We start from the raw sequence: 12674 nt of genomic DNA on the forward strand, positions 1-12674 counted from the left end.
GCCAGCGCCTGCCCGCCACCCGCCCGCCGCCCGCCGCCCGCCGCCCGCCGCCCGCCGCCCGCCGCCCGCTTCAAGATCGTGCTCGATCCAGGATCTAGTGGCCTCCGTCGAGATCGAGGCCACTACTTCAATGATCGAGCGCGATCTTGCCGGTCTGGGCGCGGCCATCGGGCGTCCGCGCCGCAAGCCCGCACCGCAAGCACCGCAAGCCCGTCACCGCAAGCACCCGCAAGCCCGCACCGCAAGCCCGCACCGCAAGCACCGCAAGCCCGTCACCGCAAGCACCCGCAAGCCCGCACCGCAAGCCCGCACTGCAAGCCCGCGCCGCAAGCCCGCGCCCGCACCCGCCGACACCGGCACCGGCACGGCACCGGCGCCGGCGCCGGCATCGGAGATCCACTCGGGTTCAAGGAAACGGGGGTGTCGCCGGCGTGCGGACACCCCCGTTTCAAGGAACCCGAGTGGATCGAGCGGCAGTGCCGTTTCGGGCACGGGAACCGGTCAGAGGCGGCAGGCGTGGATGTTGGTGACGAGGATGGCGCGGGCGCCCAACTCGTACAGCTCGTCCATGATGCGGTGCACGTCGTCACGGAGCACCATCGCCTGCACCGCCACCCACCCCTCGCGGTGCAGCGGCGACACCGTGGGCGACTCGATGCCGGGGGTGAGCCCGCTGGCTCGTTCCAGCAGGCCGGCCGGCACGTCGTAGGCGAGCATCACGTAACGGCGGGCGACGAGCACCCCGTGCAGGCGGCGCAACAACTGCTCGGCCTGCGGGTGGGCCGGCGCGGCGGCGCGGCGGACCAGCACCGCCGAGGAGCGCAGCAGCGGCTCGCCGAACACCACGAGACCCGCCTGACGCAGGGTGGCACCGGTCTCCACGACGTCCGCGATGACGTCGGCGACGCCGAGGCGTACGGCGTTCTCCACCGCGCCGTCGAGGCGGATCACGTCGGCCTTGACGCCCACCTCACCGAGGTGCCGCTCGACCAGCCCGGGGTACGCGGTGGCGATCCGGTGCCCGCCCAGGTCCTGCACCGAGGCGATGTCGTCGGGGCGGGCGGCGAAGCGGAAGGTCGCCCGACCGAAGGCGAGGTCGACTACCTCTTCCGCCGGCGCGGCCGAGTCGATGAGCAGGTCCCGGCCGGTGATCCCGAGGTCGAGGTCACCGGACCCGACGTAGGTGGCGATGTCCTTGGGGCGCAGGTAGAAGAATTCGACGTCGTTGGCCTCGTCGCGGCAGACGAGGTCCTTGGGGTCGGTGCGCTGGCGGTAGCCCGCCTCGCGCAGCATCTGGGCGGCCGGCTCGGCCAGGGTGCCCTTGTTGGGAATGGCGACACGCAGCATGACGGGAGTGCTCCTTCGATCCGGATGGCGATCAACGGGTGGGGGCACTCACAGATGTCGGTAGACGTCCTTGAGGTCGAGACCACTGGCGAGCATGAGCACCTGGACCTGGTAGAGCAGTTGGGAGATCTCCTCGGCGGTGCGCTCCGGCCCCTCGTGCTCGGCGGCCATCCACGACTCGGCCGCCTCCTCGACGACCTTCTTGCCGATGAAGTGCACGCCCTTTTCCAGGGCGGCGACGGTGCCCGAGCCCGGGGTGCCGGCGGCGGCCTTGGCCTGCAGCTCGGCGAACAACTCCTCGAACGTCTTCACGGAACGCGATTCTTCCAGCCGCCGGGGCGGCCCCCCGCGTCCGGGTCCACCGGAATCCAGCAAGCGGACAATTCCCTACCAGCGCGGTGGGAAGATCTTCGATCGACGCCCATGGAGCTCTACGCTGTCGGCCATGGCCAGCAGCTCACGTCTCCTCGCGCTCACCCTCGCCGGTGCCGCCGTCGTCGCCACCGCCGGGTGCGCGCCACAGGAGGAGAAACCGAACCCGACTGTCACCGCGGCGCCGTCCTGCGCCAAGGACAGCCTGCCCACGCGTACGCCGGGCAAGCTCACCATCGCCACCGACCAGCCCGCGTACGAGCCGTGGTTCACCAAGGACAAGCCGGACAACGGCGAGGGCTTCGAATCCGCCGTCGCGTACGCGGTGGCGGAGAAGCTCGGCTACGCCCGCGCGGACGTCGCCTGGACCCGGGTCAAGTTCGACACCGCCATCGCACCCGGGCCGAAGAACTTCGACTTCGACATCAACCAGTTCTCCATCACCGAGGAGCGCAAGCGGGCTGTCGACTTCTCCGCACCGTACTACCTGGTGCGCCAGACGGTGATCGCGTTGAAGTCGTCCAAGATCGCGGGCCGGAAGTCGTTGGCGGACCTGCGGGACGCCCGGCTCGGCGCCCAGGTCGGCACCACCAGCTACCAGGCGATCACCGACGTGCTGAAGCCGACCCGGCAGCCGCAGGTCTACAACAGCAACGACGACGCCAAGAAGGCCCTGCAGAACGGGCAGATCGACGGTCTGGTGGTGGACCTGCCGACCGCCTTCTACATCACCGGCGCGGAGCTCACCGACGCGACGATCGTCGGGCAGGTGCCGCAGGTCGGCACGCCCGAGGCCTTCGGGTTGCTGCTTGACAAGAACTCGCCGCTGACCTCCTGCGTCACCGGCGCGGTCGGTCAGCTCAGCGAGGCGGGCACGCTCAAGCAACTGGAGCAGAAGTGGCTCGCGCAGGTGGCGGGGGCGGCCGAGCTGCGGTGACGCTCCTGGATCGGGTGCCGTCCGAGGCGCAGCTGCGGCGGTCGGCGTACCGGCGTCGGCAGACCGTCTACAGCGTGGTCGTCGCGGCGGCCTCCACGGCGGCGCTGGGCACGCTACTCGTCGTCGCAGTGACCGGCGCACCGGGTTGGGACCGGGTCCGGCAGTCGTTCCTGGACCCGGCGATCGCCCGGGACGCGCTGCCGGCGGTGCTGGGCGGGCTCTGGCTCAACGTCCGGCTGCTTGTCTGCTGTGCGGTCGGCGCGCTGCTGCTCGGGCTGGTGATCGCGGTGCTGCGGACGTTGCGCGGTCCGCTGTTCTTTCCGGTCCGGGCGCTGGCCGCCGGCTACACCTACACCTTCCGCGGGCTGCCGCTGATCATCGTGCTCTACCTGCTCACCCTCGGTGTGCCCGGCCTGCGGTTGCAGGGCATGCCGCCGGTGCTGGTGCTCGGCGGTCTCGCGTTGGTCCTCACCTACGGCGGTTACCTCGCCGAGGTGTTCCGGGCCGGCATCGAGTCGGTGCATCCCAGCCAGCTCGCGGCGGCCCGTTCCCTGGGCCTGAGCTACCGGCAGACGATGCGGCACGTGGTCCTGCCGCAGGCCGTGCGCCGGGTGGCGCCACCGCTGCTCAACGACGTGGTGGCGTTGCAGAAGGATGTCGGGCTGGTCTCGCTCGCCGGGCCGATCGACGCGGTCCGGGCCGCCCAGATCGCCACCGCCCAGTCGTTCAACTACACGCCGTACATCGTCGCGGGGGTGCTCTTCGTGCTGCTCGCGATCCCGCTGATCGCGGTCACCGACTGGGTGACGCTGCGGGCGGCCCGCCGACAGTCGGGAGGCTGACCATGGCGCTGCTGCGCTGCCGGGGTCTGCGCAAGGAGTTCGCGGGCACCGTCGTCCTCGACCAGCTCGACCTGACGGTCGCCGAGCATCAGGTGGTCGCGCTGATCGGCGCCTCCGGTTCGGGTAAGTCCACCCTGCTGCGCTGCGTGAACCTCCTGGACGAGCTCGACGACGGCACCATCGAGCTGGACGGGGAGGACATCTCCGGTCCGCGGGTGGACGCCGACCGGGTCCGTCGGCGGATCGGGATGGTGTTCCAGGCCTACAACCTCTTCCCGCACCTGAGCGTGTTGGACAACATCACCCTCGCGCCGCGGCGGGTACACCGGCGGGCCCGGGCGGAGGCGGAGGCACAGGCCCGGGAGTTGCTCGACCGGGTGGGTCTCGGCGCCCGGGCGGACGCCTACCCGGATCGGCTCTCCGGCGGGCAGCAGCAGCGGGTGGCGATCGTGCGGGCACTCGCGAACTCACCTCGACTGATGCTGCTCGACGAGATCACCTCCGCGCTGGACCCGGAACTCGTCGGCGAGGTGCTGGCGCTGATCCGCGATCTGAAGGCCGACGGCATGACAATGGTGCTGGCCACCCACGAGATGGGCTTCGCCCGTGAGGTCGCCGACCAGGTCTGTTTCCTCGACGCCGGGCGGGTCGTCGAGAGCGGCCCGCCGGAGCAGGTGCTCGGCGAGCCGACCCAGCCCCGGACCCGGCAGTTCCTGCACCGGATCATCGAGGCTGGCCGGCTCTGAACCTGGCCACCGAGGAAGCCGGCCACCGGGGGAAGCTGGCCCACCGAGGGAAGCCGGCCCACGAGGAAGCGGGCCGCCGTGGAGCCGGCCGCCCGTGCCGCCGCGTCAGCCGCCGAAGCCGACCCGCTGGGCGTTGCCCGCCGCCACCGTGCGCACGGCCAGCGCGGCGTCGAGCGCGGCCACTGTCGCGGCCCAGCCCTTGTCCTCGGCCGAGCCGGGCAGACCGGCCCGGTCGCGGGCCTGCTCGATGGTCTCCACTGTCAGCACCCCGTGCGCCACTGGCTTGCCCTCGTCAAGCGCGACCCGGGTCAGCCCGTCGGTCACCGACCGGCAGACGTAGTCGAAGTGGGCTGTGGAACCACGGACCACGACGCCGAGCGCGACCACCACGTCGCAGCGGCGCGCGAGGGCCTGGGCCACCACCGGCAACTCGACCGAGCCGGCGACCCGTGCGACGACGGACCGCGCGCCGCAGGCCTCGGCTGCGGCAACGGCCCGCTCCAGCATGTGATCAGTCAGGTCACCGTGCCAGCGGGCGGCCACGATCCCGACGGTAAGCCCCGCGGCGTCCACCGCGTCGACTCCCGGCTCACCGAAACCCGCCATCGTCATGCTCCGATCTCGTCGTTGGCGACCGGACGCCCCAGCGGCGCCTCGGACACCTCGTCCAACTCGTCAAGCAGGTGACCCATCCGGTCCCGCTTGGTGCGTAGGTAGCGCATGTTCTCCGGGTGCGCGCCGACCGGCAGCCCCTCCCGGCCGGTGATGGTCAGCCCGTACCCCTCCAGCCCGGCCCGCTTGGCCGGGTTGTTGGTCAGCAGGCGCATCGAGCGCACCCCGAGGTCGTAGAGGATCTGCGCGCCGGTGCCGTAGTCGCGGGCGTCAGCGGGCAGGCCCAGGTCGAGGTTCGCGTCGACGGTGTCGCGGCCCAGGTCCTGCAACTGGTACGCCTGCAGCTTGTGCAGCAGGCCGATGCCGCGCCCCTCGTGTCCGCGGACGTAGAGGACCACGCCCCGGCCCTCCCGGCCGACCCGGGCCAGCGCGGCGTCCAACTGCGGTCCGCAGTCGCAGCGCAGCGAGCCGAACACGTCCCCGGTCAGGCACTCGGAGTGCACCCGGACCAGCACGTCCTGGCCGTCGCCGAGGTCACCGAGCACCATCGCGACGTGTTCGGCCGGGTCGTGCGCGGTGCGGTAGCCGAGCGCCCGGAACACGCCGTGCCGGGTGGGCATCCGGGCGTCCGCGACCAGCTCGACCTGTTTTTCGGTGTGCCGCCGGTAGGCGATCAGGTCGGCGATGGTGATCAGCGTGAGGCCGTGCTCGGCGCAGAACTTCTCCAGGTCCGGCACCCGCATCATGGTGCCGTCGTCGTTCACCAGCTCGCAGAGGACGCCGGCCGGGCGAAGCCCCGCGAGCCGGGTCAGGTCGATGGCCGCCTCGGTGTGCCCGGGGCGGCGCAGTACCCCGCCCTCACGGGCACGCAGCGGCACCACGTGCCCGGGTCGCGCGAGGTCCGTCGGTTTGGTGCCCGCACCGGCCAGCAGCCGGATGGTGTGCGCCCGGTCGGCAGCCGAGATGCCGGTGCTGATCCCCTCCCGGGCGTCCACTGTCACCGTGTAGGCGGTGCCGCGCCGGTCCTGGTTGGTGTGGTGCATCGGCGGCAGGTCGAGGCGGTCGGCCTCGCTCTCGATCAACGGCACGCAGACGTACCCGGAGGTGTAGCGCACCATGAACGCCATCAGCTCCGGCGTGGCCAGCTCGGCCGCGAAGATCAGGTCGCCCTCGTTCTCCCGGTCGGCGTCGTCGATGACGACGACCGGCCGACCGGCCGCGATCTCCGCGACCGCCTGCTCGATATCCCCGTAGCTGGTCACGCGACGGCCTCCGTGTAGATGGGACGGACGGCGGACGGCCGGGAGGCCCGCGAGGTGCGCCACCAGGCGGCGAAGCCCCAGGCGCACAGCGCGCCGTAGATCAGGTACATGACCGCCGACGGGTAGAACCCGCCGCGCAGCAGCAGCGGCACGCCTACCGCGTCCACAGCGATCCAGAGCAGCCAGAACTCCACCCAGCCGCGGGCCATGCCGTACGTGGCCAGCAGGCTGCCGGTGAGGATCCAGGCGTCCGGCAGCGGACCCCACGAGCCCAGTGCCTTGAGCACCGGGTACGCCGCGGCGGTGCCGACCACGGCGGCCAGCAGCAGCATCAGCCGCTCCCGTCCGGTGGCCCAGCGGGGGACGACCGCCGCCTGCCCCGCGTCGGCGCGACGGTTGCGCTGCCAGCGCCACCAGCCGTACACGCTGACCGCGAAGAAGAACACCTGCCGGCCGGCCTGCCCGTACAGGTCGTGCTCCTGCGGGGTGGTGAACACCCCGCCGAGGAAGACGGTGAGCAGCAGCGCGTTACCGATCATGCCGACCGGCCACGCCCAGACGACCCGGCGCAGCCCGAGCAACGCGGAGAACAACCCGAACGCGTTGCCGACGATCTCCCGCACCAGCACCGGCGAGCCGGCCACCTGCACCTGGGCGTCCAGCAGCCAACCGAGGGGACCCATCAGGCCACCCCGCCGCTGATCGGGGCCGCCCCGCGAGTGTCGGCGAGCCGGTCGCCGAGCAGCCGCTCGACGTACTTGGCAAGCACGTCCACCTCCAGGTTGACCGGGTCGCCGACGCCCTTGGCACCGAGCGTGGTCAGGTTGAGCGTGGTCGGGATCAACCCGACGCTGAACTCGTCGGCGCCCACCTCGGCCACGGTGAGCGAGACGCCGTCGATGGTGATCGACCCCTTCTCCACCACGTAGCGGGACAGCGCGGCGGGCAGTCGGAACCGCACGGTCTCCCACTGCTCGGCCGGTTCCCGGGAGATCAGCTCGCCCACCCCGTCGACGTGCCCCTGCACCAGGTGCCCGCCGAGCCGGCTGCCGAGGGCGGCGGCCCGCTCCAGGTTCACCGGGTCGCCGACGCTCAACGCGCCGAGCGCGGAGCGGCGCAGCGTCTCCCCCATCACGTCGGCGGTGAAGACCCCGTCGCTGACCTGCACCACGGTCAGGCAGACGCCGTTGACGGCGATCGAGTCGCCGTGCCGGGCGTCGGACGTGACGAGCGGACCACGCACGGCGACGAGCGCCGAATCGCCAGCCGTCGCGGTGACCCGGACGATCTCGCCCAACTCCTCGATAATGCCGGTGAACATGTCAGCCCTCCCTTTTTCGGGGCAAAGCGGTGATCCGGAGATCTGGACCGATCTGCGTAACGTCGACGAACTCCAGATCGATGGCCTCGGCGATGGTGGTCACTCCCGCGTCGACCAGGGCGGTCGGGCCGGCGCCGAGCAACCGGGGCGCGACGTAGGAGACGATCTTGTCGATCAGGCCGGCCCGCAGGAACGCGCCGGCCAGTCGGGGGCCGCCCTCCAACAGCACCGCGCGGACTCCCCGCTGGTGCAGCGCCGCGAGCAGCGCCGGCAGGTCGACACGGCCGTCCGGGTCCGCGCCGACCTCCTCGGCGGTCGCGATCCAGGTCCGCGCGGCGCCGTCGCGGACCCGGGCGTCAGCGGGGGTACGCCCCGAGCTGTCCACGACCACCCGCAGCGGCTGCCGGATGGCGAGGCTGCCGTCGCGCAGGTTGCGGGCGGTCAACCGGGGGTCGTCGGCGAGCACTGTGCCCACCCCGGCGAGCACCGCGTCGACGGTGCCGCGCAGCGCGTGCACGTCCATCCGGGCCGCCTCCGAGGTGATCCACATGCTGGTGCCGTCCGCCGCGGCGGAGCGCCCGTCGAGCGTGGCGGCGTACTTCCAGATGACGTACGGCCAGCCGCGGCGCATCGAGGTCAGCCAGGCGACGTTGCCGGCCTCGGCCTCCTCGCCGCGTACCCCCAGGTCGACCTGGACCCCGGCGGCGCGCAGGGTGGCGGCGCCCCCGGACGCGACCGGGTTCGGGTCGGGCACGGCGATGACCACCCGGGCGACCCCGGCCTGGACCAGCGCGACACTGCAGGGACCGGTGCGCCCGGTGTGGTCGCATGGTTCCAGAGTGACGATCGCGGTGCCGCCCTTGGCGCGTCGCCCGGCCTGCGCCAGCGCGACGATCTCGGCGTGCGGTCCGCCCGCGTACGCGTGGAAGCCCTCACCCACGACCCGGCCGTCCTCGTCGAGCAGCACGCAGCCGACCACCGGGTTGGGACTGGTGGTGCCGAGCCCGCGTGCCGCCAACTCGATCGCACGCCGCATCGCCTCGTCGACGGAGACGCTGGCCATCGCCCTGCCCTGCCCTCTCACTCGCCGGTCCGCGCGGGCGGTCTGGGAGGCGGTGGCCATGGGGCCACGGGCAGGCGGTGGCGGATCCCGGGAACGGCACAGCCGCCCCCGGAGGGTCGGCGCGGCACGCTGAAGCCAGCGGCCGGCTCGGACCCGTCCGTCCCGCGCGCTGTCTCCCATCCGGACTGTCTGGGTGCGGACGAACCGCTCCCAACCGTCGGCCCCGGATTTTCACCAGGTCCACCGGACGACAGAGCCGTCCGGGTCGCGGGCTGACCACGGTTGGACCGTGGATCACCGCCGGTTCGGAATTTCACCGAGTCCCGCCAGCGCGTGGTGGGTACAGGGCAGTCTTACACGCCGACGGGGGTCCGTCGCCACCCCGGCGAGCTACTTCACAGCGCCGTCATGCTCACGTGACACCACGGCGCCGGTCCACCGCGACGTACGACCCCGGTTGGCTCTTGGCGACAGTCTTCATTTCCGAGGCCACCGCGATCACCTCAAGGGGGTCGGTGAACCGCTTACCGGCGTCGGAGAGGGACACCCCGATGGAGAGCGTGACGAGGGCGGCGCGCCGGATGTTGCCGCGCCGGTCCTTCAGCTCGACGAAGCCGCGCTCCCGGTCGGTCGGGTCGTAGAGCGTGTCGGCGGCGTTCTCGAAGTCCACCACCGCCCGGGAGGTGAGCGGGCGGACCTGGTCGGGGGCGCAGACGATGACGAAGTCGTCACCGCCGACGTGGCCCAGGAAGGCCGGCGGCAGTCCGACACCCACCACCGCCCGGTGCAGGCTGCGGGCCAACGCGGAGATGAAGTCGTCGCCCCGGACGAAGCCGTACCTGTCGTTCACGCTCTTAAACCGGTCGATGTCGACGTAGCCGACGGCGTAGTCCACGCCCTGTCGCACCCGGTCGCTGATCTCCCGCCGGATCCGGCTGTTGCCGGGCAGCCCGGTGAGCGGGGAAACCTCCCGGAACTCCTTGTTGCGGCGCAGCGTGGACGAGACCCGGGCCACCAACTCGGCGGTGTCGAACGGCTTGACCAGGTAGTCGTCCGCGCCGGCGCTGAGCCCGTGCACCTTGTCGACTGTCATCCCCTTGGCCGTCAGCATGATCACCGGCAGCGCGGAGGTCATCGGGTCGGCGCGCAGCCGCCGGGTCAACTCCAGCCCGTCGACGCGGGGCATCATGAGGTCGACCACCGCCAGGTCCGGGCGCTGACGTTCGATGAGCTCCAGGGCCTCCTGGCCGTCGCTGGCGTGGATCACGTCGAAGCCGTGCAGCCGCAGGTTGAACTCGACGAAACGAGCGATGTCCTCGTCGTCGTCGACGACGAGGATGATGTCCTTGCGGTCGACCTCGGGCTCCACCTCAGTCCCCGGCAGCCGCGCGTTCCGCAAGCGCCCGCAGGTGTCGTACCGCCTCCGCCGGGTCGGCGGCGCCGTACACGGCGGTGCCGGCCACGAACGCGTCGGCGCCGGCGGCGGCGGCCTGCTCGATGGTGTCCGCGGCGATCCCGCCGTCCACCTCGATGCGCAGCTCCAGATGCCCGGCCGAGACGTGCCGGCGGGCGGCACGCACCTTCTCCAGCAACTGCGGAATGAACCGCTGCCCACCGAAGCCGGCCTTGATCGTCATGATCAGCAGGGTGTCGAAGCTGGGCAGCAGGTCCAGGTACGGCTCGATCGGGGTGTCCCGGTCGATGGCCAGGCCGGCCTTCGCGCCCGCCGAGCGCAGGTCCTTGGCCAACGCCACCGGGTCGTCGGCCGCCTCCGCGTGGAAGGTGACGTTGTACGCCCCCGCGTCGGCGTAACCGGGGGCCCACCGGCGCGGATCCTCGATCATCAGGTGCACGTCGAACGGCATCGCGGTGACCGCCCGCAGGCTCTGCACCACCGGCAACCCGATGGTCAGGTTCGGCACGAAATGGTTGTCCATCACGTCGACGTGCAACCAGTCCGCGGCGTCCTCGACGGCACGGACCTCTTCGGCGAGGCGGGCAAAATCGGCGGCCAGGATGCTCGGCGCGACGATCGGCGGCGGTACGGTCACGGGGCCAGTGTACGAACGCGGTCAGCCGTCACTCCCATCGCGGCACCAAGTCCGACGCGTTGTGATGCGACAGTGACCAGTGGTGCAGAATGAGGCGCTCCGGACCGGCGAATCCGGACGAACAGACATGAGTGGCTGGCCGATCGACGGAAACGCGACGACACTCCAAGCCGGACGGTGCCGAAAGGGCCCACGGCCGCCGGAGTCTCGTCGCGGGGCGCGGTGACCGGCCGCCAGTTCCCGGAAGGGCGGACGATGCGACGGTGGCTTCCAGCTCTGGTGCTGGCCGGCGTCACGACGATGCTGCTGGCCGGCTGCGCGCCGGCTCGCGGCGCGGACGGTGATCTCACCGACGACTGGCCGGTGCTGCGGGACCCCACGCCGTTCACCCCCGCCACCGACACCTGCCTGCCCCGGATCACCACGGTCGTGCAGGCCAGCACCTACGAGACTGTCGACTGCGCCCGCAACCACCTGGCCGAGGCCATCCACGTCGGCACCTTCGTCGGGCCCGACGCGCTCACCGAGACCCGGCCGGCGCCCGGCTCGCCGGCGCTGCGCACGGCCCGCGCCGAGTGCGACCAACGGGCCCGGGAGGTGCTCGGCGGCGACTGGCACACGGCCCGGCTCACGCTGTCCCTGGCGCTGCCGTCGACACCGGCCTGGGCCGGTGGCGCGCGCTGGTTCCGCTGCGACCTCAGCGAGACCGGCAGCATCGACAACACCCGCCCGGTGAACCGCACCGGCAGCCTGCGCGGCGCGTTGATCGGCGACAGCCCGCTCACCCACCGCTGCTTCGACCCCAAGCTGATCGGCGACAACCTCAACTACATGGCGCCGGTGCTCTGCACCGAGCCGCACCGCGCCGAGTTCGTAGGCGTCTACCAGGAACGGGACACCAGCTGGGCGGAGTTCACCGGCTCCGCCGCGCAGTCACACCAACGCTGCATGGCACTGATCGCCGCGTACGCGGCAGTGCCGAACAACAAGGACCTGCCGTACCGGGCCGGGTCCATCTACTACCCGCCGTCGCAACGGGAGTGGGAGGAGGGCGACCGTGGGGTGCGCTGTTTCCTGTGGAGCGACGACCGCAAACTCACCCGCTCGATGCGCGGCGCCGGCCCCGAGGGACTGCCGGCCATCTGAACGTCGGTGCCGTATGCTGCTGCGCCGTGGCGCTACCGACCGGCGGGGTCCGGCTGGGGGCCACAGTGGCGGGAGGTCAGGGATGCGACGGTGGTGGGCGGCGTACGCCGGGGGTGCGGCCCTGGCCCTGGTACTGGCCGGGTGCAGCGCACCCGCCGGGATCGACAGTGACCTCGTGGACGACTGGCCGGCGCCGGTCGCGGCGCAGCAGTTCGTGCCCGCCGCCGACGTGTGTCACCTGACCTCGCAGCAGGTCGGCTTCCTGACCGGTTACAACCCGACGCCGTGCACCGACTCGCACCTGGTGGAGACCATGCACGTCGGCACGCTCACCGGCCCGAACGCCGAGCCGGGCGCGCCCCCGCAGCCCGGCTCGGCGGGCATGCGGGCCGCGCAGGCGGGGTGCGACACGGAGGTCAACAAGGCGGTCGGCGCCGACTGGCGTTCCGGCCGGCTCGGCCTGACCGTGGTGCTGCCGTCGCCGCAGGCGTGGCTGGGCGGTGCCCGCTGGTACCGCTGCGACGTCAGCGAGATCGCCAGCATCGACGACACCACCGCCGGCGAGCGCACCGGCAGCCTGCGGGGTGCGCTGTCCGGCGCGGCATCGCTTGCGTACCGCTGCTTCAACCCGAAGCTGGTCAAGGACGACATCGACGAGATGGTGCCGGTCGCCTGCACCGCCAAGCACCACGCCGAGTTCGTCGGGGTCTGGCAGGCCCCGGAGATCAGCTACGCCGAGTTTTCCCGCACCGTCAAGAAGACCCACCGGGCCTGCCAGACGATGATCGCCAGGTACGCCAAGGTGCCGGACAACTCCCAGCTCGAGTTCCGCGCCGGCACCATCTTCTACCAGCCGTACGAGGAGGAGTGGAAGAACGGCAACCGCGGCGTGCAGTGCTTCCTCTGGATCTCCGACCGGAACCTGACCCGCTCGATGCGCAACGCCGGCACCAAGGGACTCCCGGTCACCTGAGC

14 protein-coding genes and 1 riboswitch are annotated in these 12674 nt (G+C 71.8%); of the genes, 5 read left to right on the forward strand and 9 right to left on the reverse strand.

What is annotated here, in order from left to right:
* Positions 1-501: 501 nt before the first annotated feature.
* The gene (gene hisG, locus AB0B85_RS25910; protein WP_357411575.1) at positions 502-1347 is read right to left on the reverse strand and encodes an ATP phosphoribosyltransferase; all 846 of its coding nucleotides are present in this window, start codon (positions 1345-1347) and stop codon (positions 502-504) included.
* A gap of 48 nt (positions 1348-1395) precedes the next feature.
* Positions 1396-1677, reverse strand: coding sequence for a phosphoribosyl-ATP diphosphatase (locus tag AB0B85_RS25915; protein ID WP_357411619.1), 282 nt, complete (start codon positions 1675-1677; stop codon positions 1396-1398).
* Positions 1678-1792: 115 nt separating this feature from the next.
* Here AB0B85_RS25915 and AB0B85_RS25920 point away from each other — a divergent pair, with 115 nt between their 5' ends.
* The 3 genes from AB0B85_RS25920 to AB0B85_RS25930 are packed head-to-tail and all read left to right on the forward strand — an operon-like array spanning position 1793 to position 4244.
* Entirely contained in the window at positions 1793-2656 is an 864-nt protein-coding gene (locus AB0B85_RS25920) for an ABC transporter substrate-binding protein (protein WP_357411576.1), read from the forward strand.
* Positions 2657-2661: 5 nt separating this feature from the next.
* Entirely contained in the window at positions 2662-3498 is an 837-nt protein-coding gene (locus AB0B85_RS25925) for an amino acid ABC transporter permease (protein ID WP_357411620.1), read from the forward strand.
* Between the two features lie 2 nt (positions 3499-3500).
* Entirely contained in the window at positions 3501-4244 is a 744-nt protein-coding gene (locus AB0B85_RS25930; RefSeq protein WP_357411577.1) for an amino acid ABC transporter ATP-binding protein, read from the forward strand.
* A 105-nt stretch (positions 4245-4349) separates the two neighbouring features.
* On the opposite strand, the gene ribH is transcribed toward AB0B85_RS25930, so the two are convergent.
* The 7 genes from ribH to rpe form a co-directional block, all read right to left on the reverse strand.
* Positions 4350-4850 carry a 6,7-dimethyl-8-ribityllumazine synthase gene (gene ribH, locus AB0B85_RS25935; RefSeq protein ID WP_238648758.1) on the reverse strand — a complete coding sequence of 167 codons (501 nt, stop codon included), beginning with the start codon at positions 4848-4850 and terminating at the stop codon, positions 4350-4352.
* A 2-nt stretch (positions 4851-4852) separates the two neighbouring features.
* The gene (locus AB0B85_RS25940; protein WP_357411578.1) at positions 4853-6118 is read right to left on the reverse strand and encodes a bifunctional 3,4-dihydroxy-2-butanone-4-phosphate synthase/GTP cyclohydrolase II; all 1266 of its coding nucleotides are present in this window, start codon (positions 6116-6118) and stop codon (positions 4853-4855) included.
* Positions 6115-6801, reverse strand: coding sequence for a nicotinamide riboside transporter PnuC (pnuC, locus tag AB0B85_RS25945; RefSeq protein WP_357411579.1), 687 nt, complete (start codon positions 6799-6801; stop codon positions 6115-6117). Before pnuC ends, AB0B85_RS25940 begins: the two co-directional genes overlap by 4 nt.
* Positions 6801-7439, reverse strand: a complete 639-nt coding sequence (locus AB0B85_RS25950; protein ID WP_357411580.1) for a riboflavin synthase — start codon at positions 7437-7439, stop codon at positions 6801-6803. Before AB0B85_RS25950 ends, pnuC begins: the two co-directional genes overlap by 1 nt.
* A 1-nt stretch (position 7440) precedes the next feature.
* On the reverse strand, positions 7441-8502 hold the full coding sequence (ribD, locus tag AB0B85_RS25955; protein WP_357411581.1) for a bifunctional diaminohydroxyphosphoribosylaminopyrimidine deaminase/5-amino-6-(5-phosphoribosylamino)uracil reductase RibD: 1062 nt from the start codon (positions 8500-8502) through the stop codon (positions 7441-7443).
* Positions 8503-8666: 164 nt separating this feature from the next.
* Positions 8667-8837, reverse strand: a riboswitch (FMN riboswitch).
* Between the two features lie 77 nt (positions 8838-8914).
* A complete protein-coding gene (locus AB0B85_RS25960; RefSeq protein ID WP_357411582.1) occupies positions 8915-9901 on the reverse strand; it encodes a response regulator in 987 nt (328 codons plus the stop codon).
* Positions 9873-10553, reverse strand: coding sequence for a ribulose-phosphate 3-epimerase (gene rpe / locus AB0B85_RS25965; RefSeq protein ID WP_357411583.1), 681 nt, complete (start codon positions 10551-10553; stop codon positions 9873-9875). The genes AB0B85_RS25960 and rpe overlap by 29 nt, the downstream gene beginning before the upstream one ends.
* A 255-nt stretch (positions 10554-10808) precedes the next feature.
* Here rpe and AB0B85_RS25970 point away from each other — a divergent pair, with 255 nt between their 5' ends.
* Complete coding sequence (locus tag AB0B85_RS25970) at positions 10809-11699, forward strand: septum formation family protein (RefSeq protein WP_357411584.1); 891 nt, start codon at positions 10809-10811, stop codon at positions 11697-11699.
* Positions 11700-11781: 82 nt separating this feature from the next.
* Positions 11782-12672, forward strand: a complete 891-nt coding sequence (locus AB0B85_RS25975; RefSeq protein WP_357411585.1) for a septum formation family protein — start codon at positions 11782-11784, stop codon at positions 12670-12672.
* The last annotated feature ends 2 nt before the right edge of the window (positions 12673-12674 follow it).

Source organism: Micromonospora sp. NPDC049044 (assembly GCF_040649215.1).
Taxonomy (GTDB): domain Bacteria; phylum Actinomycetota; class Actinomycetes; order Mycobacteriales; family Micromonosporaceae; genus Micromonospora.

What these genes read in the sequence shown, in the direction of transcription:
- AB0B85_RS25920 (WP_357411576.1), top strand. Translation starts at nt 1,793, where the DNA reads ATGGCCAGCAGCTCACGTCTCCTCGCGCTCACCCTCGCCGGTGCCGCC.
- ribD (WP_357411581.1), bottom strand. Translation starts at nt 8,502, where the DNA reads ATGGCCAGCGTCTCCGTCGACGAGGCGATGCGGCGTGCGATCGAGTTG.
- hisG (WP_357411575.1), bottom strand. Translation starts at nt 1,347, where the DNA reads ATGCTGCGTGTCGCCATTCCCAACAAGGGCACCCTGGCCGAGCCGGCC.
- AB0B85_RS25930 (WP_357411577.1), top strand. Translation starts at nt 3,501, where the DNA reads ATGGCGCTGCTGCGCTGCCGGGGTCTGCGCAAGGAGTTCGCGGGCACC.
- AB0B85_RS25950 (WP_357411580.1), bottom strand. Translation starts at nt 7,439, where the DNA reads ATGTTCACCGGCATTATCGAGGAGTTGGGCGAGATCGTCCGGGTCACC.
- AB0B85_RS25975 (WP_357411585.1), top strand. Translation starts at nt 11,782, where the DNA reads ATGCGACGGTGGTGGGCGGCGTACGCCGGGGGTGCGGCCCTGGCCCTG.
- pnuC (WP_357411579.1), bottom strand. Translation starts at nt 6,801, where the DNA reads ATGGGTCCCCTCGGTTGGCTGCTGGACGCCCAGGTGCAGGTGGCCGGC.
- AB0B85_RS25970 (WP_357411584.1), top strand. Translation starts at nt 10,809, where the DNA reads ATGCGACGGTGGCTTCCAGCTCTGGTGCTGGCCGGCGTCACGACGATG.
- ribH (WP_238648758.1), bottom strand. Translation starts at nt 4,850, where the DNA reads ATGGCGGGTTTCGGTGAGCCGGGAGTCGACGCGGTGGACGCCGCGGGG.